The sequence below is a fragment of the Vibrio parahaemolyticus genome, from assembly GCF_900460535.1.
Classification (GTDB): Bacteria; Pseudomonadota; Gammaproteobacteria; order Enterobacterales; family Vibrionaceae; genus Vibrio; species Vibrio parahaemolyticus.
The window spans coordinates 1,105,135-1,129,764 of record NZ_UHIL01000002.1; the positions used below are offsets into that span (position 1 = coordinate 1,105,135).

Annotated in this window: 21 protein-coding genes; 8 read left to right on the forward strand and 13 right to left on the reverse strand. The window is 46.2% G+C overall.

Annotated elements, in window-relative coordinates; translation table 11 throughout:
• Positions 1-25: 25 nt before the first annotated feature.
• The 4 genes from DYB02_RS22080 to DYB02_RS22095 all read right to left on the reverse strand — a co-directional run bounded on the left by DYB02_RS22080 (position 26) and on the right by DYB02_RS22095 (position 6,666).
• Complete coding sequence (locus DYB02_RS22080; RefSeq protein WP_029861963.1) at positions 26-1,528, reverse strand: efflux transporter outer membrane subunit; 1,503 nt, start codon at positions 1,526-1,528, stop codon at positions 26-28.
• A complete protein-coding gene (locus tag DYB02_RS22085) occupies positions 1,525-4,587 on the reverse strand; it encodes an efflux RND transporter permease subunit (protein ID WP_029803753.1) in 3,063 nt (1,020 codons plus the stop codon). The genes DYB02_RS22080 and DYB02_RS22085 overlap by 4 nt, the downstream gene beginning before the upstream one ends.
• Positions 4,588-4,597: 10 nt before the next feature.
• Positions 4,598-5,680, reverse strand: a complete 1,083-nt coding sequence (locus DYB02_RS22090) for an efflux RND transporter periplasmic adaptor subunit (RefSeq protein ID WP_029803751.1) — start codon at positions 5,678-5,680, stop codon at positions 4,598-4,600.
• Between the two features lie 104 nt (positions 5,681-5,784).
• Positions 5,785-6,666 (reverse strand): LysR family transcriptional regulator, encoded by an 882-nt coding sequence (locus DYB02_RS22095; RefSeq protein WP_005479816.1) that lies wholly within the window; start codon positions 6,664-6,666, stop codon positions 5,785-5,787.
• Between the two features lie 112 nt (positions 6,667-6,778).
• On the opposite strand from DYB02_RS22095, the gene DYB02_RS22100 reads away from it, so the two are divergent.
• The gene (locus DYB02_RS22100) at positions 6,779-7,138 is read left to right on the forward strand and encodes a DUF6559 family protein (protein WP_029803749.1); all 360 of its coding nucleotides are present in this window, start codon (positions 6,779-6,781) and stop codon (positions 7,136-7,138) included.
• A 137-nt stretch (positions 7,139-7,275) separates the two neighbouring features.
• The gene (locus DYB02_RS22105; RefSeq protein WP_005373831.1) at positions 7,276-8,310 is read left to right on the forward strand and encodes an ABC transporter substrate-binding protein; all 1,035 of its coding nucleotides are present in this window, start codon (positions 7,276-7,278) and stop codon (positions 8,308-8,310) included.
• A 106-nt stretch (positions 8,311-8,416) separates the two neighbouring features.
• Here DYB02_RS22105 and tyrS read toward each other — a convergent pair whose 3' ends face one another.
• The 4 genes from tyrS to ppsA all read right to left on the reverse strand — a co-directional run bounded on the left by tyrS (position 8,417) and on the right by ppsA (position 14,158).
• Positions 8,417-9,676, reverse strand: coding sequence for a tyrosine--tRNA ligase (gene tyrS / locus DYB02_RS22110; protein ID WP_025442548.1), 1,260 nt, complete (start codon positions 9,674-9,676; stop codon positions 8,417-8,419).
• An 82-nt stretch (positions 9,677-9,758) separates the two neighbouring features.
• Complete coding sequence (locus tag DYB02_RS22115) at positions 9,759-10,565, reverse strand: helix-turn-helix domain-containing protein (RefSeq protein ID WP_029803747.1); 807 nt, start codon at positions 10,563-10,565, stop codon at positions 9,759-9,761.
• A 224-nt stretch (positions 10,566-10,789) separates the two neighbouring features.
• Complete coding sequence (locus DYB02_RS22120; RefSeq protein ID WP_029803745.1) at positions 10,790-11,569, reverse strand: lipid-binding SYLF domain-containing protein; 780 nt, start codon at positions 11,567-11,569, stop codon at positions 10,790-10,792.
• A gap of 219 nt (positions 11,570-11,788) precedes the next feature.
• Positions 11,789-14,158, reverse strand: coding sequence for a phosphoenolpyruvate synthase (gene ppsA, locus DYB02_RS22130; protein WP_005479906.1), 2,370 nt, complete (start codon positions 14,156-14,158; stop codon positions 11,789-11,791).
• Between the two features lie 216 nt (positions 14,159-14,374).
• Here ppsA and ppsR point away from each other — a divergent pair, with 216 nt between their 5' ends.
• Entirely contained in the window at positions 14,375-15,211 is an 837-nt protein-coding gene (gene ppsR, locus DYB02_RS22135; RefSeq protein ID WP_005464081.1) for a posphoenolpyruvate synthetase regulatory kinase/phosphorylase PpsR, read from the forward strand.
• 81 nt (positions 15,212-15,292) lie between these two features.
• Here the strand turns inward: ppsR and ansB are convergent, their stop codons facing one another.
• Positions 15,293-16,357, reverse strand: a complete 1,065-nt coding sequence (gene ansB / locus DYB02_RS22140) for an L-asparaginase 2 (protein WP_005483970.1) — start codon at positions 16,355-16,357, stop codon at positions 15,293-15,295.
• 413 nt (positions 16,358-16,770) lie between these two features.
• Complete coding sequence (locus DYB02_RS22145; protein WP_005464135.1) at positions 16,771-18,027, reverse strand: adenylosuccinate synthase; 1,257 nt, start codon at positions 18,025-18,027, stop codon at positions 16,771-16,773.
• Between the two features lie 105 nt (positions 18,028-18,132).
• Between DYB02_RS22145 and DYB02_RS22150 the strand changes: the two genes are divergently transcribed.
• The 3 genes from DYB02_RS22150 (at position 18,133) to DYB02_RS22160 (ending at position 20,106) form a co-directional block, all read left to right on the forward strand.
• Complete coding sequence (locus tag DYB02_RS22150; protein ID WP_029803744.1) at positions 18,133-19,002, forward strand: LysR family transcriptional regulator; 870 nt, start codon at positions 18,133-18,135, stop codon at positions 19,000-19,002.
• A 4-nt stretch (positions 19,003-19,006) separates the two neighbouring features.
• Positions 19,007-19,414 (forward strand): ribosome recycling factor family protein, encoded by a 408-nt coding sequence (locus DYB02_RS22155; protein WP_020834961.1) that lies wholly within the window; start codon positions 19,007-19,009, stop codon positions 19,412-19,414.
• Between the two features lie 77 nt (positions 19,415-19,491).
• The gene (locus tag DYB02_RS22160; RefSeq protein WP_023583973.1) at positions 19,492-20,106 is read left to right on the forward strand and encodes a LysE family translocator; all 615 of its coding nucleotides are present in this window, start codon (positions 19,492-19,494) and stop codon (positions 20,104-20,106) included.
• 191 nt (positions 20,107-20,297) lie between these two features.
• Here the strand turns inward: DYB02_RS22160 and DYB02_RS22165 are convergent, their stop codons facing one another.
• From DYB02_RS22165 to DYB02_RS22180, 3 genes are all read right to left on the reverse strand, one after another.
• The gene (locus tag DYB02_RS22165) at positions 20,298-21,092 is read right to left on the reverse strand and encodes a hypothetical protein (RefSeq protein WP_025500342.1); all 795 of its coding nucleotides are present in this window, start codon (positions 21,090-21,092) and stop codon (positions 20,298-20,300) included.
• Between the two features lie 427 nt (positions 21,093-21,519).
• Positions 21,520-22,041: a DUF2058 domain-containing protein gene (locus DYB02_RS22170; protein WP_021449383.1), complete on the reverse strand. Its 522-nt coding sequence runs from the start codon at positions 22,039-22,041 to the stop codon at positions 21,520-21,522.
• Between the two features lie 135 nt (positions 22,042-22,176).
• On the reverse strand, positions 22,177-23,181 hold the full coding sequence (locus DYB02_RS22180; protein WP_029803743.1) for a helix-turn-helix transcriptional regulator: 1,005 nt from the start codon (positions 23,179-23,181) through the stop codon (positions 22,177-22,179).
• A gap of 131 nt (positions 23,182-23,312) precedes the next feature.
• On the opposite strand from DYB02_RS22180, the gene DYB02_RS22185 reads away from it, so the two are divergent.
• Entirely contained in the window at positions 23,313-24,074 is a 762-nt protein-coding gene (locus tag DYB02_RS22185) for an SDR family NAD(P)-dependent oxidoreductase (protein WP_029803741.1), read from the forward strand.
• Between the two features lie 40 nt (positions 24,075-24,114).
• Complete coding sequence (locus tag DYB02_RS22190) at positions 24,115-24,627, forward strand: 2,4'-dihydroxyacetophenone dioxygenase family protein (protein ID WP_025509742.1); 513 nt, start codon at positions 24,115-24,117, stop codon at positions 24,625-24,627.
• Positions 24,628-24,630: the final 3 nt, after the last annotated feature.

The window sequence follows — 24,630 nt, forward strand, 5'->3', positions numbered from 1 at the left end:
CAAAGGTGTGAGGCTTGTAAGAAACCTAACCTTTGGCATTCGTTTCGGGTTGTGCTTCTGGTTGTAGCGTCCAATCACCACCAAGTGATTTGTAGAGCGCAATCGTAGCTTGTGCGGTTTGCAACTTTGCCGCGACTTGCTGATCTTGCATCATGCGTTGCTGACGTTGCGCATCTAAAACCGATAAGTGATCAATCAAGCCTGCTCGGTACAGTGACTTGGCTTTGTTGACGGCGTTATTGGTGGCTTTCAATGCCTCATCGATTCGGCGCTGATTTTCTTGGCTGCGGCCATAAGTAAACAGCGTGGATTCGGTTTCTGCCAAAGCCGCCTCTACCGTATGTTGATAAGACAATGTCGCCGAATCAAAACGCGCTTGGTTGATGGCTTCAATTGCCTCGCCACGCCCCCCATCGAACAAGTTCCAGCTTACGCCTGCCGCGCCCATCCAACCGAAAGAATCGCTACTGAAAAGATCGTCAAAGCTTGACGCAGACAACCCCGGAGCGCCCGTCAAAAAGAACTTCGGATATTGATCAGCAACGCTTGCTGCTAACTCTTCATTGAGCGCGGCCATTTCGCGCTCGGCTAAGCGAATATCGGTACGACGTTTCAACAGATCAGAAGGTAAACCGACCGGCACCATGTCTTGCATGACAGGTACACTATGTTGCTTAGACAGACGGATTTCGACTTGCGTTAGCGGCTCACCAAGCAATATTGCTAAACGATGTTTGTGCGCTTGTTGTGCAATTTCTAACTGCGGAACGAGCGATTCCATCGCCGCAAGTGTGGCCTTCGCTTGGGCTAAATCGAGATCAGAACTGTAGCCGCTGCGCACGACTTTTCCGACGAGGTCGAGTGTGCGTCGTTGATCTTCTAAGTTCGACTTTGCCAACTCAAGGCGCTCGCTTGCGCCTTGGTATTGCAAGTAGTTGTGAATCAAATCCGCCGTGATCACCGTGTTCAAGCCGCTTTGATAAATCTGAGCTTGTTCGAGACGAATTTGCGCCGCGTTTGCTTGGCGGTCAATGCGCCCAAACAGATCAGCCTCCCAAGCGATACTCGCGCCTGCAAATACGCCATCGTGCTGATTATCCATTAGGGTGACGTTACCAATTTGAGGTGGCAGACCCGACACGGAATCACTGAGTGGATTCAATATCGGACCGAGTGAAGAGTCATTTTTACTGAACTGATAGTTCATGTAACCCGCACCGAGACTAATTGTCGGCACCTTGAATGACTCCACCATGGTTTTATAGTTGTTGGCTATTTTCACCCGCTCGGCCGCCACTTTCAGCGGAATGTTTTGGCTCTGCATGTCTTCAACCATTTGATTCAACACCGGATCGTGAAACTTAGTCCACCAAAACTCAACGTGTTGTGAATCGGTACTCAACCCTGAATTTTCGGCGTTCAAGTAGGTTTCTGCCATGCTGGTGGTCGGTGCTTGGTAGTCGGGGCCCACTGCACAACCTGCTAAACTTAGGGCTAGAACGACAGGCGTTAGAATGAATTTTTTCACGATGACGCCTCCTCTAGCTCAGCGTTGGTTTGTGTGGATGGTGCTTTTTCTTTATAAGCAAGGCGATACAGCGCAGGCATGACAAACAGTGACAATATGGTTGCGGCCGCCAAGCCTCCGATGATGGTTGCCGCCATTTGGTCAAACAGCAGATCTGACAGCAGCGGGATCATGCCGAGCGCAGTCGTTAACGCACCCATAGAAATGGCCATAGTACGGTTGACCGTGGCTTCTTTGATCGCGTCAGACAAGCTCTTGCCATTTGCGCGTTCGAGCTCAATTTGATCCATTAGTACGATGCCATTTTTGATGATCATCCCGGTCAGCGTGATGGCTCCGATCAGCGCCATAAAGCCAAATGGTTTATCGAATCCAAGCAGAGCAAACACAGCCCCTGATGCTGCCAGTGGTAGCGTTGCGAGGATGATGATTGGCTGCTTAAAGCCGTTGAACATCGCGACTAAAATGATCACCATGATCAGCATTGCTTTTGGTTGCTGCTTCATGATGTCGGTGACCGCTTTGTCTTCATCGTAATATTCGCCGCCCCATTTCATGCTGTAACCCGCCGGAAGTTGGATAGCTTCAACCTGATCTTTAATGGCATTTCTTACATTCGCTGGCGTGGAGTCTCGACTCACACCCGCTTGAACCGTGATGGTTTTCACGCGGTCGCGTCGCCAAATCATGCTCTCTTCGGTAACCAGTTCGAATCCATCCACCACTTGACCAAGCGGAACGCTGTTAAAGCCAAGTAGCGAGCGCACAGGTAGCGTTTCTAGTGACGCCATGTTTTGCGATGTGCCACGTAACTGAATTGAAATCAACTCATCATTCAGGTTCATTTGTCCAAGCGGCATGCCGTCTGATGCACGTTTTAGCGCGAAAGCGACATCGGCGCGGGTAATGCCTGCTTGACGCATTTTGTCTTGGTTTAGAATCGGCTTGAGCACTTTGCTTTCTTGGCGCCAATCATCGCGAATGTATTTTGCATCTGGGTTTGAAGCAAAAATCGCTTTCGCTTCTGCCGCTAGTTGATGTAGTACGGTTTCATCCGGACCAGAAAAACGCACCTCAACCGCGAACTTATCTTTGGTTGCCAGCTTAAGCGCTCGGAAGCGAGGTTCGGCATCCGGAAACGCCTCTTTCAGCCAATCGTCTCCACGCGTTACCAAGTGACTGATGCTCTCGTAGTCTTTGGTGTTGATCAGAATCTGACCGTAGGCAGGGTCGAGCGGCTCAGGCTCTACCGTTACCGAGAAGCGAGGTGCACTGGTGCCGACATAGCTAGAGATACTTTCCACTTCTGGTTGTGCGACCAACCATTCTTCAACTTTGCGCATGTCTGCCGAGGTTTGTTCAATCTTGGCACCATTGGGTAGCCAGTAATCGAGAAACACAATTGAGCGATCCGACTGAGGAATAAAGTTCACGGCCACATACGGGATTGCCACGGCGGTGACTAAAATCAACGGAACCAAAGCGGCTAATGCTTTACGCGGGTTGTCCACCGTCCAGAATACCAACTGTTTATAACGGCTCGGTTTAGTCTCTTCGTTGTTAGCTTTTGGCTTGATGAACATCCACGCCATTAATACCGTAAACGTCATCGCGACGATCCATGAAAGCAACAGTGATGACGCCACAATGTAGAACACAGAGCTCGCAAACTCGGCGGAGTCGGTTTTGGAGAACAACACTGGGCTTGCGCCCATAATCGCGATGACAGTTGCGCCTAAAAGTGGCACAGCGGTTTCTTTGACGGAATCAATCGCGGCGCGAGTTCGCTCGATACCTTTGTTGAGCTTGGCGATCATCATATCTGTGATCACAATGGCGTTATCCACCAACATGCCCAGTGCGAGGATAAACGTACCTAGCGAGACACGGTGCAAATCGATGCTGGCGATGTTCATGTATACAAGCGTGAGCAAAATCGTCAGGAGCAAGCTTGCGCCAACGATGGTTGCACTTTTAAAGCCCATGAAGACCAACAACACCACAAAAACAATCGCGACACTTTCAAGCAGGTTGCCAACAAAGTCGTCGATAGACTTTTGTACTTCTTCAGGTTGATAAGCAACGGTCGAGATGTCGACACCCAGCGGCAGTGATGCTTGGTAGTTAGCGACGATGTCTTGAATCGTATCGCCAAGTGACACCACGTTAATGCCTTGAACTGGGCTCACCGCCAAAGTCACAGCGGGCTCTCCGTTGTAGCGGTTTTCTGCCAATGCTGGTGTTTGATAACCCATGGTGATGTCGGCGATGTCACCAAGACGAATCAACCCCGAGCCAAACTCGCCGGTGCCACCATTGATGATTAAATTGCGAATGTCTTCTAGAGACTGAAACTCACTGGTTTGCGCAATACGAATACGCTCTGTACCTGCATCGAATTTTCCCGCTTCGAACGTGCTGTTTTGTGTGCTCAGTTGGTTCCAAACTTGTGCGATCGACAAACCATATTGAGCCAAGCGCTCGTCTGGCATATCGATATGTACAACGCGAGGTTGAATGCCGTGTAGCTCGATCTTTTTGATGCCGTCGACGGCTTTGATTTGGCGTTGCAGCTCTTCGGCGTAGCGACGCAACTCTTCTGGCGCAGCATCTGTGCTGTGGATAGAGAAAAGCATGCCGTAGACTTCAGAGAACTCGTCTTGTACTACGCTGATCTGCGCGCTGGAAGGCAGCTGCAGTTTTACATCGTCCACTTTGCGTCTCAATAAGTCCCATTCCTGCGGAAGTGCTTTGGAATTAAGGCTCTCTTTGAGGTCAACAAAGACCATAGACAAACCTGGGCGAGACAATGAGCGCAAGCGATCCAACTCCGCCATTTCCTGCAATTTGGTTTCCACGGTATCGGTGACTTGGTGCTCGACTTCTTCGGCAGACGCACCCGGATAAAGGGTCACGACTACCGCAGTTTTTACTGTAAAGCTCGGGTCTTCCAACTTGCCTAAGTCGAAGTAAGAATAGATGCCAGCGATCACGCTCAATACGATAAAGAACAGAACGAACTTACGTTGGCGAATCGCGAATTCAGCTAAATTGATCATGGATTCGCACCTACAACGTCTTGATGGTCAGGTTTGGGGCGGCATCGCCCTCGCTCAGATAATGGCTACCGCTGATCACCACATAATCGCCTTGCTCAAAACTTCCGGTCACACACGCTTGGTATGCGTCGATAGAGTCAAGGTTGACCGGCTCTGAATGAATAACCGCATCACGAACCACATTCACGTGCAGAGTTTGTTTCTCACCCAAAATTGCAGAGTAAGGAAAGCAATGGCTTGAGTGACTGGTGTTGAGCGCGGTATTAACCGTGACTGCTTTACCGTTGAATAGCGCACTGGAAATCGAATCGATGTCTAGCGTGACGGTATAGGTTTGTTTGAGCAAGTGTTTCTTCGGCGCGATTTCTGCCACGGTTGCTCGGTAGGATTGCTCCGAATCATACCAAGTCAACGATGCTGGCTGACCTAGTGCGAATTGCGTAATCATATTTTCCGGTACGTCGATGTCGACTTCCCAGCTGTCTTCTTGCTGAATTGACACAACACTGCCGCCCGGCAAGGTTTGTTCATGTGGATCAACAGAAACGTCGGCAACAATGCCAGTGAATGGTGCACGTAGAGTGGCGTAACGTAGGGCATCTTTTGCACGTTGGATGTTTTTCTCAACCACTTTGACGGCAGAGAGGCTACGTTCGTAGCTGCTGATGGCTCGGTCTAAGTTTACGCTGGCAATGGCATCATCAGAAGTCGCTTGTTTTACGCGCTTTAACTCGGCTTTCGCGAGTTTGTGGGCTGATTGCGCTTCTAACATGCGCGCTTGTAATTCTTCTAGTGAGACTTGGTAGTCGTGCTTGTCTAGCGTGGCAATGACTTGGCCTTTTTCTACCACGCTGCCTTTATTTACGAACACGCTTTCCACGGTGCCGGGTACACGAAAAGAGAGTGAGGCGGTTTCTTTTGCTTTTACGATCCCGCTGAATGATTTATTGAGTTCTTCATTCCTTTCGTTGACTTCAATCACTTGAACGGGTCTGGATGCGCTTGGCTCCTCAACCTGAGGTTGAGCTTGATTACAGCCGAGTAGAGAGAGCGCGATAGTGCTCAGCGCAGCGGTTTTGATTTGATGATTCATAAGATGGCTCCATAATTTCGGCGCCATCTTATAATTCACAGATGTTCAGATAATCATGCGTGCGCATGATTCAATGTCACAAATTTTATGACAATAAATGCAAACTACAAAAGCTTTGGGATTTTATTGCACAAATGTTCAATAAGTAACCGGCTAGCTTGGTTCAGCGTTTTCGGTTGAGGATAGAGTAACCACCCCGTTTCTTCTGTGACAGCATATTGAGACAATACTTGCACCAATGCACCGGATTCGAGCTCATTTTTTACCAACAGTTTTGGGATATAGCTGATGCCGCGGTCAAGCACTGTGGAGCTTTTAATAAAGCCGATGTTGTTGGAAATGAGTTTTGGTTTGAGCGCTACGTTTTGTTCCTGAAAATGCCAAAGGTTGTCGACATTGCCATTTGGCCAACGAAAACAAATGCACTGATGATCGCTCAACTCTTCTAATGTGGCGGGCGTGCCGTGAGTTTGAAGATAGTTCGGTGAGGCAACGACACATCGGTCTAGCGTTAAGATCTTTCTCGCGACAATGTCTGAATCAAACAGCATGCCGCCGTGCAGCGCGATGTCCAACCCCTGCTGAAACATATCAATAAAGCCATTGTTGATATTGCGAATGTCGAGTTCAACCTGCGGGTATTGATCCTGAAATTCAAACAAAATGGGTTGAAGATGTTCATAGGTTTCTGGCAGAAGGCCAAGTTTGATTTTTCCTCTGACCTCGATGCTTTCGTTACTGGCTTGCTGGTTTGCCGAATCAAGCAAGGTGAGTACTTTTTGTAGATCTTGGTAGTAGGCATCGCCTTTGTTTGTCAGCGAAAGGCTGCGAGTGGTGCGGTGAAAAAGCTGCGTTCCGAGGTAACGTTCCAGTTCTCCAATGCGTCGACTAACATTTGCTCGTGGCAAGTCCAAAGCATTGGCTGCCGCTGTAAAGCTGCCAAGTTGGACGACTTTGGTGAACAGTTTTAGATCGTCAATTTTCACTCTTGAACTCCATACTCTTTGAGTGCCGTGCTAAACCCTGACACTCTAGAGTATTGATGTGTGGTATACAAAACTTATTATTAATTATCGAAATATAAATAAGGACTTCAACATGTTGAGATTTATACAGCGTCGCCGCATTAAGAAAGTGATTAAGCTAATGAGTACCAGATTGATAGTGGGATACGGCAGTCGTGAGTACTTTTCCGTCGGTCAGGTAAAGACGAGCACCGGCGAGTTAAGCGCGTGCCAACAAAAAATTGCGTTGGCGTTGTATGCGAATCCGCAAGATCTTGATTTGGAAAATCAACCAGAGTTGCAAGCCATCCGCTCTGATGTGGCGCATGACTTCTTCTCTGGTGTCGATTATACCGCTCAAGATGTGCTTCATTTATTCGGAGCTGGTGGCTGGAAAGGCGGCCGAATGGAAGATGGAATGTCTCATCATTTTGGTATGCACAGTCATTATTAAAAACACGCGTTAATTTTATAAATTCGATAAATATTTTTGCTGTTAAAGATTAATTAAATTTTCTTTCAATTGGGTAACAATTACCTAATTATGCACCCGAATCCCAGCGCGTCGCTGGACTGGTTGGATCGCATACCATGAAATTAATCATCAAAGGATTGGGGCTGAGTGCTCTTGTGCTCAGCATGTTTGCTCATGCAGATAGCAAAACGTTGAACGTTTATGCATGGGGTGGCTATTTGCCGGAAGCATCGTTAAAAGCGTTTGAAAAACAAGAAGGCGTTACGATTAATTATTCGACCTTTGAGAATAATGAATCAATGTACACCAAGCTAAAATTGCTAAAAGGTTCTGGTTACGATGTGGTTTTTGCTTCTGCGTACTTCATTGAAAAAATGGGTCGAGAAGGGCTGCTTTCGAAAATAGATCACGCTCAAGTGCCAAACATGCAAGACACAATGGACGGCTTACTCGGCCAAGCACACGATCCGAAAAATGATTACTCATTGCCTTATATTTGGGGCATTACCGGGATCAGCTACAACGAATCCATGGTTGAGCAACCAGTGACAAAATGGGCTGACTTATGGGAGTCGCAATACGAACAACAAGTCATGCTGATTGATGACGTTCGCGATGTGTTCGGTATGGCGCTGAAGAAAAATGGCCATAGCGTGAACACAAAAGACGAAGCAGAAATCAAACAGGCTTTCGATTCTTTAGTGGCACTGAAAAATAACGTATTGCTGTACAACTCAGACGCACCTCAAGTCCCTTACGTGTCCGGTGAAACATCGGTCGGCATGCAATGGAACGGCAACGCATTCCAAGGGCAGGTTGAAATGCCTGAGCTGAAGTTCGTGATGCCGGAAGAGGGCGCGGTATTGTGGATGGACAACTTCACTATTCCGTCTGGCAGTAAAAACAAAGCATTGGCGCATAAATTTATTAACTTTATGTACCAATCAGAGAACCAAGCGGAAATCGTGACCAGTTTGGGTTATGCGTCGGCAACGAACGCTGGGCGTGACAAATTGCCAGAAGAGTTGAAAAACAACCGTACTATTTTCCCTTCATCAGAAGACATGAAAAAAGGCGAGTTTATTAATGATGTTGGCGCAGAAACGTTAGCGATTTACGAAAAGTACTGGCAACGTTTAAGAACGCAATAAGCGACGTCTTTGCCTATTTTTAGGCTTAAAATCGTTCAAATTTGGATTCCCCTCATCACGAAAGTGGTGAGGGGAATTTTTTATAGGCTTTGTACTTCGAGTGTTGCTACGCGGCACGCTTTACGAGGCAAAAGTGCTTTTTACCGCGTTGCAATAACCAGTATTGATCGAACAGTGGGAAGCTCAAACTCGGGTTATCAGCCGACACTTTTTCTCCGTTTACACTGATGGCGTTGTTGCTGATGTGTTCGCGTGCAACACGCTTCGAACTTGCTAACCCCGACTCAATCAACAGCTCAACCAAATCTTGTTGTGCGCTCTCAATGCTTGGTAAACCATCCAATTCCAATTGTTTTAATTCACCCAAACTCAGTTGTTGCACATTACCGCTGAATAAAGCTTGAGTGATGCGTTCGGCGCTAGCTAGGCCTTCTTCGCCATGAACAAACCGCGTCATTTCCTCAGCGAGAATACGTTGTGCTTGTGGCTTACCTTGGCTTGCTTGGTCTTGCGCTTCAATGCTGGCAATTTCTTCGCAGCTCAAGAATGTGTAGTAACGCAAGAAGTGGTAAACGTCGGCGTCTTCTGCGCCAAGCCAGAACTGGTAGAACGCGTAAGGAGAGGTCTTGCTAGGATCTAGCCATATTGCACCACCTTCAGTTTTGCCAAATTTGGTGCCATCGGATTTGGTGATCAGCGGCAGAGTTAAGCCAAATACTTGCTCACCATTTTGACGACGAGTTAAATCGATCCCGCTAACGATGTTCCCCCATTGGTCATTGCCACCGATTTGCAAACGGCAACCATATTGACGGTTTAGCTCGGCAAAATCGTACGATTGCAGCAGAGCGTAGCTAAATTCGGTGAAGGAGATACCTTGGTCAGGGCGTTGCAGGCGTTGTTTTACCGATTCTCGGTTGATCATAGTATTAATCGAGAAGTGCTTACCCACATCGCGGAAGAAGTCGATCACATTGATTGCTTTCATCCAGTCAGCGTTGTTCACCATGATCATTGGCTTGCTCAATTGGTGATTCATCAACTGTTGAATTTGGTTTGAGAGATCGTTAACCCAGCCTGAGACGATTTCCGCTGAGTTAAGACTGCGCTCAGTCGCTTTAAAGCTTGGGTCGCCAATCATGCCCGTTGCACCACCGATCAGAGCAACGGCTTGGTGTCCGGCATCTTGAAAGCGCTTAAGCATAATCAAAGGCACGAGGTGGCCGATGTGCAAGCTGCCTGCAGTAGGATCGAAGCCGCAGTAAACGGTTTGAGGCTGTGAGAGAAGTGTCTGAATTTCTTCCAAATCGCTGGCTTGTGCAATCAAACCACGATCTTGTAAATCTTGCAGTAATGGTGTCGTCATTCTTTTTGTCTGTTTTAGTGGTTGTTGTATTCAGACTAAAACGCGACACCTTTTGTCGATATATCCCTAAAGGGATAGTTTTCTATTTTGAGTGCATGATCAGGTGGTTGAGGAACAATTGAAACAGCTCACTCAACGATGAAACATTAAGCTGAGAATAGATGCGCTTTCGATGGTTTTTTACTGTGCCTTGAACAAGATGAAGATGCGCAGAAATTTCTTTAGTATCAAATCCTTGAGCAAGGAGGGAAGCGACTTCCTGCTCCCGTCGAGTCAGTGACTCTATGCCAAATGAGCTTAACGCCTGCTCAATGGCAACCTTCATATTGCCTGTGTAGGCGTCTGGGCGAACTACGGGCTCTGATAAGTTAAACTCGGCTTGTTTCCAATGCTGTTGGCACAGCGATTGAAGAACAGAAAAATGCGATCGCAAGCTGTTGATTTGCGCGGCAGAGAAGCGTTTACCTTCACGCAAGCAGCCAAAATAGAGAATTACCCAACGACCGGATTCGATTTCTACCAGCATGCTGAGTTCATCTTTCCAACCTGTTTGATCGTAAAACTGCTTTCGATACGTTTGATACTCGATGCCTTTTTTCGCCACATCTTTTAGGGTGAAGATGCCTTGTTGCTTGTTCTGGTTGAGGTTTTGGAAAAACGGATCGTTTTGAAATGAGTTGGTCAGGTAACGTTGAAATAGCAACTCACGTTCATTTTCAATCGAGTCATAAAGATAGATCGGATGTTTGCCTTCTCGGTAACCAAGAATGATCGCGCAATCAAAATCGAAAATTGAGTGAATCACGCTCATCAATTTTGGGGTGAAGTTAGGCGTGTTTAAAGCAAAAATTGCTTCTGCGAGTAGCGCGTTAAAGTTTTGGTTAGGCATGCGATCATCGAGTTGACATGATTTAATTTTGCGCAAGCATAACCAAAAGCAATCCAACGAGAAAGGGAAGTCACCATCTTCTCGTGACTTCCCCCTAAAAAGTTGCTCAGGTACTCAGTTTTGCGTTCTCGATTGTTAATTCTATGATTTTTAATGCTCAGATTTCTATCAATTCCTGTGAAACCATTCGTTGTTGTGAAGTGTTTTCAATCAGAGCAGGTAAATTACTGGGCGTTGGTGAGCTCTTCATTTACCCAGTATTTTGAACCAGATACATTCGCATCGATAAGTAAGCCTTTTGAGTTGAGCTGATAAACGGCAACGCCGCTGTTGAACTGTGCAGAGAACTCTTCGGCATCTTCGCCTGCAACTGCTGAAGCTTCGCTGGTCGCTTCCCAGCCTTCGTTGACGAACGTATCGAAGTCTTGTTTGCTTTCGAACAAAACCACTTGCTGATAAAACTTGCCGCCGAGCCCTAGCGCAACCCCCATACCAAACATGTTCATGTAGGTGCGTTTTTCGGTGGTCTTATCTACCGCCACACCAGAGCCTGAATTAGTGTGGAAAAGCAAAGAGAGCTTGCGAGAATCAAAAACGGCGTAGCCGTAAGCTTTATCGTAAATCGCTTTCGCTTCTGGTTTTTCATTAAAGAGTTTGAGTAAGGTGCTATCGGCCATCAAATCAATCGCTTGACGCGCTTCTTCTGGCGTGTCGCCTTCCATCAACTCATCAATTTTTTTGTCTGCGGCATCTATCCATTCTTTGCTTTTTTCGATACTGGCATCTGTCCATTCGCCAGCCGTATTGATTGCTTCTTCGGACCAATTCGTGAAATCTTGCCACGCTTGTTTTGAAAAGGCTTTAGTGTCGTCCCAAACATCTTGCGCAGTATCCGAAACCGCTTCGCCTAGCTCAGACATTTTGTTGGATATCTCGTCCCAATCTGCATGAGCTGGATAGGTGAGTAACATAAGTGTGGTTAAGATAACGATCGGCTTTTTCATTAGAGCTCGTCCTAAACGTGGTCGGTTTTACTTCATTTTAGGTGAAATTTGGGATAGGGAAAATTGACGATGATTCTAGGTTGGGATTGACGTCACGAACTCACGTACCCTTGACAAGGGCGTGATAGAAGCCCAACAAAAAAGCCCTCAAACCGCAGCTTGAGGGCTTTGTCTCATTGGTTTAGGAGCACTTGTGTTAAGTGGCTTCCTTTCGGCAAATTACTTGCTAACTTTACCTAGCTGTAACCAAGTGTCGATAACGGTGTCTGGGTTGAGTGAAACAGAGCTAATGCCTTGCTCCATCAACCATTCCGCCAAATCTTCATGATCTGATGGGCCTTGACCACAAATACCTACGTACTTGCCAGCTTTGGTTGCAGCATCAATCGCCATTTTCAGCATGATTTTCACCGCTGCGTTACGCTCATCAAACAGGTGAGCCACATCGCCAGAGTCACGGTCTAGACCAAGCGTTAGCTGAGTCATGTCGTTTGAACCGATAGAGAAGCCATCGAAGTACTTCAAGAACTCATCGGCAAGCACTGCGTTTGATGGCAGTTCACACATCATGATGACTTTCAGACCTTGGTCACCACGGCGTAGATCAAACTTCGCTAGTAAATCGATAACCGATGCGGCTTCACTTGGCGTGCGCACAAATGGGATCATGATTTCAACGTTCTTTAGACCCATTTCGTTACGAACGCGTTTGATGGCTTGCGTTTCTAGTTCGAAACAGTCTTCAAACACTGGAGAAATGTAACGAGACGCGCCACGGAAGCCTAGCATTGGGTTTTCTTCATGCGGTTCGTACGCTTTACCACCAACCAAGTTGCTGTATTCGTTCGACTTAAAGTCAGACATACGAACGATGACGCGTTTTGGCCAGAAAGCAGAAGCGATGGTCGCGATGCCTTCCGTCAGTTTGCTTACGTAGAAATCGATAGGATCTTTGTAACCACGAATGCGCTGTTTAATTTCCGCTTTCAGCTCATCGCTTTGAGCGTCAAAGTTCAACAGTGCTTTCGGGTGAATGCCGATCATCTTGTTGATGATGAATTCAAGACGTGCAAGACCAACGCCTTCGTTTGGAATTTGTGCGAAGTCGAACGCGCGATCAGGGTTACCCACGTTCATCATCACTTTTGTTGGCAACAATGGCAGTTCATCAACAGAAGAGCGTTTTACTTCAAAATCCAAGTCGCCTTGGTAAACGTAACCTGTTTCACCTTCTGAACAAGAGACGGTTACGGTTGCACCATCGGTCAGTTTGCTTGTCGCGTCGCCACAACCAACGATAGCAGGAATACCTAATTCACGAGCGATGATTGCTGCGTGACACGTACGTCCACCACGGTTAGTTACGATTGCCGATGCTTTCTTCATCACTGGTTCCCAGTCTGGGTCAGTCATGTCTGTGACAAGCACATCGCCTTCTTGAACTAGTGACATTTGGTCTAGAGAATCAACCAAACGTACTGGGCCTTTACCGATGCGTTGACCGATAGCACGGCCTTCGACAAGCACATCGGCTTTGTTGTTCAGTTCGTAACGTTCAATCACGTTTTGTTCTGTTTGAGAACATACGGTTTCTGGACGTGCTTGAACGATGTACAACTTGCCGTCGATACCATCTTTTGCCCACTCAATGTCCATTGGACGTTGGTAGTGCTTCTCGATGATCATCGCTTGTTTAGCCAGCTCTTTGATCTCTTCTTCGTTTAGAGAGAAGGTGTTGCGCTCTTCTTCTGACGTATCGATGATATCAACTTGCTTGCCGATCTCTTGGTTGTTTGAGTAGATCATTTTGATCAATTTCGAACCAAAAGTTTTCTTAACGATCGGGTGCTCACCCGCTTCAAGCATTGGCTTGTGAACGTAGAACTCGTCTGGGTTTACCGCACCTTGAACGACCATTTCACCTAGGCCCCAAGACGATGTAATGAACACGACTTGGTCAAAGCCAGATTCAGTGTCTAGCGTAAACATAACACCAGAAGAGGCTTTGTCTGAACGAACCATGCGTTGGATACCCGCAGACAGCGAGATGCCACGGTGGTCGAAACCTTGGTGTACACGGTAAGAGATCGCACGGTCGTTAAATAGAGAAGCGTAAACGTGCTTTGTGGCTTCTAGTACTGCGTCGATGCCTTTCACGTTCAAGAACGTTTCTTGCTGACCAGCAAAAGAGGCGTCTGGTAGGTCTTCCGCTGTTGCAGAAGAGCGAACCGCTACCGAAAGCTCAGTGTTGCCTTCGATAAGTTCTTCATAATTATTGCGAATTTCTTGTTCAAGATCCGCAGGGAAAGGGGCTTGTAATACCCATTGACGGATGGTAGCGCCTGTCTTACGCAGAGCTTCAACATCGTCAACGTCCAGTTCATCAAGTAATTGGTGAATACGCTCATCCAAACCTTCGTGGTCAAGGAATTGGTTAAACGCGTATGAGGTTGTCGCAAAGCCATTTGGTACTGATACGCCAACATTAGCAAGGTTAGAAACCATTTCGCCAAGTGAGGCATTTTTACCGCCGACTTTGTCGACATCATCCATGGATAGGCCATTGAACCAGAGGGTGTTCTTTTGCATGTCTTTCTCCAGAAACATTGCAGCTTAGTAGGGGGACTTAAATCAATCCAAACAAAGTATTTGTCTCAATTGATGTCAAAGGCAAACGATTACGTTCTGGCTCAAAAAAATTCTGACGAATTTTAAAAGCTGTGGGGAACCTAACTGAAAGCCAAACTGGTTTATTAATATTATGTTTACCATCCTACTCAAAAGATTTTGAAAAATTAAACAGAAATGCAAATAAATAACCAAAGTCGTGATGTGTTCTATGTTTCTGACGGTACGGCGATAACATGTGAGACGTTGGGCCATGTTGTTCTTGGTCAATTTCCTTTCATTCCTAATGAAAAAACCTTTCCTTTTGTAGAAAGCCAAGACAAAGTTGCGGATGTTGTTAAAGAAATTGAAACATCCTACCAACGCAACGGCGTTAAACCGTTGGTGTTTTTCTCGATTGTGGTGCCTGGTGTACGCGAAATGCTGCTAGAAGCTCCGGCATACAGCTACGATGTGCTTGAAAGCATTGTACAAAAGGTGCAAGACGACATTCAGATGGCACCCGCCCCGAAGTTGCAGCGCTCTCGCAGTGTAGGGAAAGATTCCGATACCTATTTTGACCGTATTGCGGCGATCGAATACACCTTGGCTCACGACGATGGCATTACACTGAAAGGCTTGGAACAGGCGGATATCATTCTGCTTGGTGTATCGCGCAGCGGCAAAACACCAACCAGTTTGTACATGGCGATGCAGTTTGGCTTGCGCGTGGTGAACTACCCGTTTATTGCCGAAGACGTCAAGATGATGCGTTTGTTGCCAGAGTTCGAGGTGCACCGCCACAAACTGTTTGGCTTAACCATCACACCTGAACGTTTGAATGAGATTCGTGAGAATCGTCTGTCGGGCAGCGACTATGCCAGTGAAGAGCAATGTAAGTTGGAGTTGGACACGGTTGAAGCTTTATTCAGAAGAGAAGCGATTCCTTACATCAATACGTCGTCATTGTCGGTAGAAGAAATTTCAACGCGCATTCTTGAGAGAGCCGGGATGAAGCGTCGTTTGTTCGGCTAGTCACTTGGAGGAGAGGAGGTTGCGATCAACCTCCTCTTTACGTATTACTGGTTATCAATTATCAACTTATATAGTTGTTCCTTAGTAGTACTGGAACATCTTCTGAACGTCTTGATAGTTCTTCGTTTGGGTGAGTGACAACATCAGCAAAATACGTGCTTTTTGTGGGTTTAGCGTGCCTGATGCAACAAAGCCGTATTTATCATCATCAATTTCCGCGTCCAAAGTCGTTGAGCCAGTTGGCGTGCGAGAGCTTCTGACGACAACAATGCCATCTTTGCTCGCTTTTTCTAGCTCATTAAAGACCGTGTGGTACAAGTTACCATTACCCACACCAGCACTCACAATACCGTCAAACTTGGCATCAACCAAGGCTTTGACTGGCAAGCTCGACGCATTCGCATAATTATAAACAATGCCTACTTTAGGTAGTGTGTTGAGTTTTGATACGTCGAATGGGGTTTCTGTGGTGTGTTTACGTTCAGGGCTTCTTTGGTACTTTGCATCGCTGTTGTGAATGTAGCCAAGAGGGCCAAAATTTGGAGATTGGAACGTACTTACCGAGGTGGTGTTGGTCTTCGTTACATCTCGCGCATCGAAAATGGTGTCATTCATTGCCACTAGTACGCCGCGGCCTTTTGAGTCCTCATCGGTTGCAGTAACAACAGCATTGTATAAATTGACCGGGCCATCGGCACTCATGGCGGTGGATGGTCGCATCGCGCCCACGATCACAACGGGCTTGTCGCTCTTCACCGTTAAATCAAGGAAGTATGCGGTTTCTTCCAATGTATCCGTACCGTGGGTGATGACGATACCGTCAACATCATCTTGAGCGAGCAGCTCGTTAACCCTTTTCGCTAACTTCAGCCATACCTCATCGTTCATGTCTTGAGAGCCGATGCTGACGACTTGCTCACCAGAAATATCCGCAATGTTGGTCATGCTCGGCACAGCAGAAATTAATGATTCGACGCCAACTTTACCTGCGGTGTAGTTCGACTCAGTGGCAGATTGACCTGCGCCAGCGATGGTGCCGCCAGTCGCGAGGATTTTGATATTAGGAAGATCGGACTGGGCGAACGACAAAGAACTGAGGCACAAACCAAGGGTAATCGTACTGAGGCGGAAAAGATTTTTTGTCATGGGAATCACCTGCTTTTAGGTTAGATGTTGGTTGGGGAACAACCTCTATCCTAAAAACAGAACGGGAGAATTTTTGAGCACAAGCTCAACAAATTGCAGATGAAAATCGTGATCAACTAATCACTTAAAGAATATCAAATCAACCAGTTAACCTAATTAACGTGCTTCTTTAACAAGTGAGATGTACCGGCAACCTGTTCAACATTGAACGAAATACCAGTGATGGATCTGTAAGTAAGAAGTGAGGGCGTGTTTTGCTAAGAGATGTAAAGGGAAGGAGGATAGGAGTTAAGCTTTTAGAAGATTAAATGGCCTGCAAACATAGCGCAAAAAAAAAGCGGCTTTACCCCGGAACAGATAAGCCGCTTGCCAATGATGTGCGATACCAGTCAGAGTTGGTATCGTTTCACATCTTATCGCATAATCATTTGTTCACGACCTGGACCAACAGAGACCATTTTTACTGGTACGCCCATCAGTTCTTCAATGCGTAGAACGTATTTCTGTGCTGCTACTGGTAGCTCTTCAAACTTACGACAACCTGTGATGTCTTCGCTCCAGCTCTCCATTTTCTCGTAGATTGGTGCTAGTGCTGCAGTTTGAGGCCAGATTGGGTTTTCGCTGTGGTCGCCTTCGTAGCCAACACAGATTTTTAGATCGTTAAGGCCTGTCAAACAGTCTACTTTCGTTAGCGCAATTTCAGTTGCTGCTTGCAGTTCAACACCGTTCTTCGTAGCGACTGCGTCGAAGTAACCCATATCGCGTGGACGACCCGTAGTTGCACCGAACTCGCCTGCAAGTTCGCGGAAAGCATCTTGCTCTTCCATTGCAGTGATCAACGTACCAGTACCTACTGATGAGCTGAATGCTTTTGCAACCGCAATAACGCGTTCAGGACGAAGTGCCGGAAGGCCACTACCGATACCCGCGTACATTGATACAACGTTAGAAGATGTTGTCCAAGGGTACTCACCGTAAACAAGGTCACGACCCGCGCCAAGCTGTGCTTCGAACAATAGTGTTTTGTCTTTTGCTTGTAGTTCTTTTAGAGGAAGCGTTACGTTGCAAATTGAATCGCGCCAAGGTGCAGACACTTCTAGCAACCAGTTCGCCATTTCTTCAGCGGTTTGTTCGAACTCGAACGTCGGGTAAAGCGCACGCAGTTGCGGCAGTTTCCAATCCATCATGAACTGAAGGCGTTCAACTAATACTTCTGGTTGCTTCAACCAACCAACTAGGATGCCTTTCTTCATTACGCGGTCACCGTACGCAGGTGCAATACCTTGACGAGTTGAACCGTATGCTTTGTCGCCTAAACGCTGTTCTTCTAGCGTATCTTCTAGTGCGTGTAGAGGTAGACACAGTGTTGCGCGATCAGAGATGCACATATTCACTTTTACGCCCGCTTCTTCAACTTCCGCAATCTCCTGAGACAGCAACGCAGGGCTGATAACCATACCCGGACCTAACACTGCCAAACAGTCAGGGTTGAATACGCCACTTGGAAGCTGGTGCAGCTTGAACGTACCTAGGTCGTTAACCACGGTGTGACCCGCGTTGTTACCACCTTGGAAACGAATGCTCGCAGAAGCTTGCTCTGCCAAAAAGTCAACGATGCGGCCTTTGCCTTCATCACCCCAGTTTGCACCCACAACAACGATAGACGACATAATTTAATCTCCAAAAACAGATGCAAAAATCTTAAGGTGTTCGCCATAATAAGAGAAATTAATTATACTCATTAACTTGATAAGAATCTCATATCGGAATTGGCAATGTTAGATTTGAACTGGCTGCGAACCTTCGTAACTCTTGCAGAGGTAAAACATTTCGGCAAAACAGCGACGGAACTGCACATGACGCAACCGAACGTAAGTTTGCATATCAAGCAGTTGGAGCAGGCTACGCGCACGAAACTGATTGAGCGAAATCCTGTGCAGTTGACGCAAGCGGGGAAGCGTTTGTTAGCTACGGCGCAGCGGATGCTTAATGAGCTGCAAATTTGTCAGTCGGATCTCAATGCCATCAACGATCTTACGCAGGGGACGCTTTCTATTGCGGCGAGCGATATCGTTTCACGTTTACTGCTTATCAAACCATTTCAGCAATTCAAAAGTGAATACCCGGGTATCGACTTGGCGTTGTTCAATACCACGTCTTCTCAAGCGGTGGATTTGGTGAAAAGTGCGCGTGCCGACATCGGCTTTGTTATCGCACAAAAAGAGAGTCAACCGCTGCATTTTACGCCTCTCACGCAGATTCACTGGTGTGCGTTTGGCGATAACATTTTTGAGTGGCAGGACAATCGAAAAGAGAGCCAAACGCTGATTCTGCTAGGGCACGATACTCGAACCCGAGAGCTGATTGATGCGTCTTTACCTGAGTTAAATCTGCCTAAGCATCGCGTGATGGAAGTGGGCAGTGTGGAAGCTCAAATTGACTGGGCTGAAGCGGGGTTTGGGACTGCTATTGTGCCGGATTTCTCGCTCGATCCGAGATTAAAGCTTTCCCGAGAAGTTGCGCCTTTGCCAAGTTTTCCAAACACTGATTTCGGCTACATCGTGCGTCAAAATCAGGTGTTATCCAAAGCGGCAAAACAATTGTTAGCTTGGGTTGGCGAGAATGTGTCGGTGGTTGAGGGCTAAGACGATGAAAGAAAAGGCGGTGAAAGAGACGAAGATTACGATTTCGCTCCCATCCTTGATTCACCGTATTGGTGGCGACCATGCCAAGCGAGCGAAAACACTCGCAGCAGAAAAACAGTGCGATCTTAAGCGAATTAGGCGATCTCGTAACTGGCAGATCTCAGGCGAGGCTTTGGATGTAAAAGCGTTTTTAGATCATCTTAAAAGCGAAGAGGCAGAGGTGATGCGCTTTGCGATCAACAAGATCGAGCAAGCTCTACTCGCTCACCAAGACAAGTTGGAACCTTTGGACGTGAAGTTGATACGTTTGGTGAGACAAAACCCAAACATCACCTTAGCTGAGTTGATGGCAGAAACGAACTGCACGTTAGTTCAAGCTCGCACGGCACGATTTGACGCCGAGTTGCTTTAAGATTGGTTTGTGGTTTACTCACTTTAATGGCGGATGTTAGGGTACTAACCAAAATAACTCACTAAGACCATTTTATTATGGATATTTGGAAGCTTCTCCTTTTTATTCCTGCTTGCTTCGCTCTCAATATGGCTCCAGGCCCAAACAATTTATTGGCAATGAACAACGCCCGCTGCTACGGATTTAGGGCCGCGTTTGTAGCCAGTTTAGGCAGAATTGCCGCTTTTTCAGCAATGATTGCGTTGTCGGCATCTGGCTTGGCCGTGATTTTGTATACGTCAGAAATGTTATTTTTGGCAATAAAGCTGGTAGGGGCGCTGTATCTACTTTGGATTGCATTTAACCTTTGGCGTTCAGAGTCTAGTCCGATCTCTGATTTGGACAACTCGCGCAACTACGCAGGACTTGCGAAACAAGAATTTACGCTTGCCGCTGGCAACCCGAAAGCGATTCTTATCTTTACTGCTTTCTTACCGCAATTTGTTGATGCTAATGCCAACGTTCAAGAGCAGTTCTTTGCACTTGGCTCAACGTTTTTGATTTTAGAAATGGTCGCCATTTCAATCTATGCCATCTTTGGTTTGTACTTAAGACACTGGTTTTCAAACCCGAAAATGGCGAAACGTTTCAATCGCGGGTGTTCGTTATTTCTTGCTATATCGGGAGTGAACCTACTCTTAAGTAATCGATAGGTAGCTTGTCATTTTTGATGATTGCCAAGGACTTTTTGGCGTGATTTTATTAGGTTAAGCTCTTAATAAATCTGGTTGTTTTATCGCCATGTATGGGAATCTCAATAAAAAATCAGAAATATATCAACGACACAATATTGGCCCCCGAGATATTAAATATCGGGGGGCTAATGACTCGATTTAAATACTATTTAGAAAAGGGAGATATTAAAGAGTTCCCCACTGTATGAGTGAATTAATAGTTTTCTTGATTGATGAGAAGGGGTAGTCAGCAAGTTTTTACTAGAAATATCAATAAATACGTCGCACTCAGCATAATCGCTCTTAAGTTCATCAATGGTTCTTGAAAACTGCTCTTGTAATGAAAAACTGAATGGTGAAGTATGATTCTCATATCGATATTCGATAGGGTCTATGTTAACAACCTCTCCGTTGTTTTGTGTACAAGTTAAGAACCGCAACTCGACGTCATATTGATGGTTATTTTCTTCTATCCACTCGACCGACACTATATCTGTTCCATTCTTCTCATTTTTAGAAACGATATTAATAGGGCTAGCAATCTGATCAATGGATGTAGAAGTAACTAAGTCACCATTTCGATACCAATAGAATTCATATGCGGGAGCACCGACTGGTATTATCGGAAAACTGACATTTGGATTATATTTATTGTCAGGTTTATAAACTTTTCCATCTGCATGGATTTCTATGGTATCGATTTGAGATGGAAAAATACCTTGAGAATACCCTGAAGCATAAAACGACGCTCCAGGTCGTATCATGTAATCTGATGTGGTCCGAAGAGAAAAGTTTAAAGTTAACTTATTGATATCATAGCTGCAGGACATCTCGGGCATATTACCACACTGAGACTCGTTGTTGCTGGGCGCAATAGTATTACTGTCTTTCTCGCCACCTTCTCCACCACCGCACGCTGATAAAGCCAAAGACGCGCACGCAACAAAAAATACCTTTCTTTTCATATATTCCTTAATACAACTATAAAAAACTTATATTAACTTATACACTAAAAACATTATGATTTATTTTATGATGTGGCTCGCAGTTGGTGAATTTATATAAGTTAGAAATAGAGTGAAAAGCATATTAATTATTTTTATATAAAAATAAAATAAAGGTAAATGAGTGTGTTTACGAAAGAGGTGAATAGATATCTTAATGTATCGATTTATTATTCAAATAGTGCGCTAAGTGAGCTGGTAATAAACGGATGGCCAATGTTAATATGAGTTTTTATCTGAAAGTAGTTTGTCAAAATACGAAAATAGTAACTTATATCTAAATCTTGCTAAGTAAAAAGAAAATGGACGTAAGCCAATAGGAATCATAGAATACTTTCTGATACAAATTAAAAAAGACCGCGAATACAGCGGTCTTTTAGAATGCGTTTTACCACATCAAATCATCTGGAACGACGAAATCTGCGTATGGATCGTCTTCTGCCGGAATATCAGATTCTGCTTCTTTCTGTTCGATGATGACGGATTCGTCACGTTGAGCAATTTTATTCGCTACTCCGCGCGGAATGACAACGTAGCTTTCACCGACAATAGCAATAGCCAAAATGCCTTTGATTAACTGTTCGCGGATAAGTGAATCTACATAAAGTGATTTCACTAGTGTACCGTGTGTAAAGTTGTATTTGATGTCGCCATCTTTTAGCTCGATCTTGTTCATCTCAATCAGTTGATTGATTTGCGCTTTGATCTCTTTGCTTAGACGCTCTGCGTTTTGTTGTTGGCTTAGCTGTTTGTCTCGCTCTACCTGCTGGCGTTTACTCTCTTCAACCGCCGCTTTAACTTCGCGTGCTTGAACGCGTGATTTCTTTGAGCCTTTTTTCGCTTTCTTTAGTTTTTTCTCGTTAACTAAGCCCGCTTTTAGCATTTGTTCTTGAAGGGTAAGTTTCGCCATGTTTAATCCAGTTAGTGCGCAATTTTCTGTATTTTAACCAGTCATTCTCTGCAAAGAAAGGGGAGTGGCTTTTTAAGCGAGAAAAGCCTCAAGAATTGCCAACAAAACATGGTCTGCTCACCCGTTTAACTCTGCTTATCTAGCCGCTATTTTATCTAACCGCCATTGCCTCGGCGATTTTCCCGTCCAGCGACGAAAGTAGCGGCTGAAGACCGCAGTTTCGGCATAACCCAATTGCAACGCGATATCGGTAATACTCTGAATATTCTCACTTAAACGCTGCTCAGCGAAATCCTGACGCACTTGCTGCAATAGCTGTCGATAACTTGTGCCCTGCTGTTTCAGCTTGCTTTGCAGCATTCTCGGATGCAGGTCCAATGCTCTTGCAACGCGCTCCACGCTGCATTCTCCAGTCGATAGCAAACGACCAATCATGTTTGCCGCTTGGTCGCTGAGATTGTTGGGGTAACGGGTTTGCAGCTCTTTGAGGTGCTGTTGAAAATGGCGCTCTAGTGCGTCTTCATCTTGGTGGTTCTTAGCGTTCAGTAGACTCGCTTTAAGTAGGATACCGTCAAACTTATCACCGAAACGCAGTTTGTTCTGCTGGGCAAATTCGCTCTGTTCTGCCTCGAAGCTTGCGTGTTGGGTGAGGTGTAAAGAGAAGTGGCTCGCTTCAATATCAAGCAGACTGGCAATAAACATCGCCAGATGCGATACACTCAACTGCATCAACTGTGCGATACCGCGTTCGCTGTGCACATCAATACTGAGCGACAACCGTACCCAATCATCTTGTGGCGTCATGTTGAGAGTGACCCCTGACGAATGCAGATAGAGAAAATCATTCACCCGCGCCAAGGCATCACCGACCGTTTCCGCGCGAGAAACCAGCATCGGCAAATCACCCAAACTTTGCAGGTTTTGGCGCTCGGCGAGTAACGCGCCAAACAACGGTTGCTTACAACGAGCAGCTGCTTCCTCCAGCAATTCAGCCAACCTTGAATAAGCGAGATAAGTATCGGGATCGCGAAATTGCGCCGTAGACAGCCCGACAGCAGCCATAATCTCAACCGGATTCTGCCCTAGTTCGGAAACCAAGCTATCAAATTTATCGGCGGCGCCACTTCTTACGATATGCATGTCTCGATTTTTAAATGTTAACAAGTTGTAAATCGCAATATATCAAATTTACTTCGCAAAAGGTCAAGTGAGTGTCAGTGAGTTGATTTAAGTTACATTTTGATAACAACAACGCATGGATGAGAAGCAGTATGGAACTTATCAATAAAACGGCCATTGTGACTGGGGCGGCTGGTGGAATTGGCCAAGCCATCATTGCAAAGCTGAGAGAGCAAGGAGCCAAAGTGCTTGCTGTCGATATTTCAGAACAATCACTGCAAATGTACACAAGTTTTGATTCAAAGCAGTTGGGAACCTTTGTCGCGGACGTCACCGATTACCAACAAGTTGAAGCTATGGTGAAGTGCGCGGTCGAACAGTTTGGCTCGCTTGACATCATGGTCAACAACGCAGGCATTGGCGCGCCGAAACCTCTGCTTGACCACGACCCAATTGCCGATTTTGAGCCGATCTCAAAGGTCAACCAAAATGGTGTCTACTACGGCATTCTCGCCGCTGGGCGACAATTCCAAGCACAAGGCACTCCGGGTGTGATCCTCAATACTTCTTCTGTTTACGCACGAATGGCATCTGAGATGACCTTCACCTACAACGTCAGCAAAGCGGCAGTCGATATGATGACCAAATGCGCCGCATTAGAACTGGCACCATTGGGCATTCGTGTTTGCGCCGTCGCTCCGGGACGCGTTGATACTCCGATGTTAAGGCAATACGAAGAGATTGGCCTATGGAACCACATCCGCAAAGAACAGATGCGTCAAAACTTCACACAACCAGAAGAGATCGCCAACGTGGTGACGTTTTTGGTCAGCGAGAAAGCCAACTGTATCAACGGCTGCACCGTCAGTGCGTCCGACGGTTTCGAGAATTTTAAGTACCCACTCATGGGATAGGCGAGCACGCCACATTACAGCAATAGCGAGGATGTAAGTTATGTCATTACCAGAAGTTATTCAGCATCAAGATTTCCTACTAACTCTTAATACCAATGAAGAGTCGATCATCAAAGACGCGCTACCGGGTGTTGATGTTTACCCATTGTTTCTTGATCCAGAAAACGGTACTTGGGTGGTTCGCGCCAAATTCAAACCGGGTATCACTCTGCCTAAGCACTACCACACTGGTGTGGTGCACTTCTATACCCTGAGCGGCGCTTGGCACTACATCGAGTATCCAGACCAAGTCCAAACCGCTGGCAGCTACTTATATGAGCCGGGCGGTTCGATTCATACCTTCCACTGCCCTGAAAGCTCAGGCGGTGCCGACGGATTTATGGTGATCCAAGGTGCAAACATTAACTTTGACGAAGATGGTAACTTCATCAATATCATGGATGCGGGTTGGATTGAGCAAGTTGTTATTGCAACAGCGAAAGCACAAGGCTTCACCGCGCGCTACATCAAACCGGGTGCGATTGCTGGCCTAAGCGATGAGCTAGCGGAGTAACCT

What these genes read in the sequence shown, in the direction of transcription:
- DYB02_RS22150 (WP_029803744.1), top strand. Translation starts at nt 18,133, where the DNA reads ATGTTAGATTTGAACTGGCTGCGAACCTTCGTAACTCTTGCAGAGGTA.
- DYB02_RS22100 (WP_029803749.1), top strand. Translation starts at nt 6,779, where the DNA reads ATGTTGAGATTTATACAGCGTCGCCGCATTAAGAAAGTGATTAAGCTA.
- ppsR (WP_005464081.1), top strand. Translation starts at nt 14,375, where the DNA reads ATGCAAATAAATAACCAAAGTCGTGATGTGTTCTATGTTTCTGACGGT.
- DYB02_RS22145 (WP_005464135.1), bottom strand. Translation starts at nt 18,027, where the DNA reads ATGTCGTCTATCGTTGTTGTGGGTGCAAACTGGGGTGATGAAGGCAAA.
- DYB02_RS22105 (WP_005373831.1), top strand. Translation starts at nt 7,276, where the DNA reads ATGAAATTAATCATCAAAGGATTGGGGCTGAGTGCTCTTGTGCTCAGC.
- DYB02_RS22090 (WP_029803751.1), bottom strand. Translation starts at nt 5,680, where the DNA reads ATGAATCATCAAATCAAAACCGCTGCGCTGAGCACTATCGCGCTCTCT.
- tyrS (WP_025442548.1), bottom strand. Translation starts at nt 9,676, where the DNA reads ATGACGACACCATTACTGCAAGATTTACAAGATCGTGGTTTGATTGCA.
- DYB02_RS22115 (WP_029803747.1), bottom strand. Translation starts at nt 10,565, where the DNA reads ATGCCTAACCAAAACTTTAACGCGCTACTCGCAGAAGCAATTTTTGCT.
- DYB02_RS22165 (WP_025500342.1), bottom strand. Translation starts at nt 21,092, where the DNA reads ATGAAAAGAAAGGTATTTTTTGTTGCGTGCGCGTCTTTGGCTTTATCA.
- DYB02_RS22160 (WP_023583973.1), top strand. Translation starts at nt 19,492, where the DNA reads ATGGATATTTGGAAGCTTCTCCTTTTTATTCCTGCTTGCTTCGCTCTC.
- DYB02_RS22180 (WP_029803743.1), bottom strand. Translation starts at nt 23,181, where the DNA reads ATGCATATCGTAAGAAGTGGCGCCGCCGATAAATTTGATAGCTTGGTT.
- ansB (WP_005483970.1), bottom strand. Translation starts at nt 16,357, where the DNA reads ATGACAAAAAATCTTTTCCGCCTCAGTACGATTACCCTTGGTTTGTGC.
- DYB02_RS22185 (WP_029803741.1), top strand. Translation starts at nt 23,313, where the DNA reads ATGGAACTTATCAATAAAACGGCCATTGTGACTGGGGCGGCTGGTGGA.
- ppsA (WP_005479906.1), bottom strand. Translation starts at nt 14,158, where the DNA reads ATGCAAAAGAACACCCTCTGGTTCAATGGCCTATCCATGGATGATGTC.
- DYB02_RS22170 (WP_021449383.1), bottom strand. Translation starts at nt 22,041, where the DNA reads ATGGCGAAACTTACCCTTCAAGAACAAATGCTAAAAGCGGGCTTAGTT.
- DYB02_RS22120 (WP_029803745.1), bottom strand. Translation starts at nt 11,569, where the DNA reads ATGAAAAAGCCGATCGTTATCTTAACCACACTTATGTTACTCACCTAT.
- DYB02_RS22155 (WP_020834961.1), top strand. Translation starts at nt 19,007, where the DNA reads ATGAAAGAAAAGGCGGTGAAAGAGACGAAGATTACGATTTCGCTCCCA.
- DYB02_RS22085 (WP_029803753.1), bottom strand. Translation starts at nt 4,587, where the DNA reads ATGATCAATTTAGCTGAATTCGCGATTCGCCAACGTAAGTTCGTTCTG.
- DYB02_RS22190 (WP_025509742.1), top strand. Translation starts at nt 24,115, where the DNA reads ATGTCATTACCAGAAGTTATTCAGCATCAAGATTTCCTACTAACTCTT.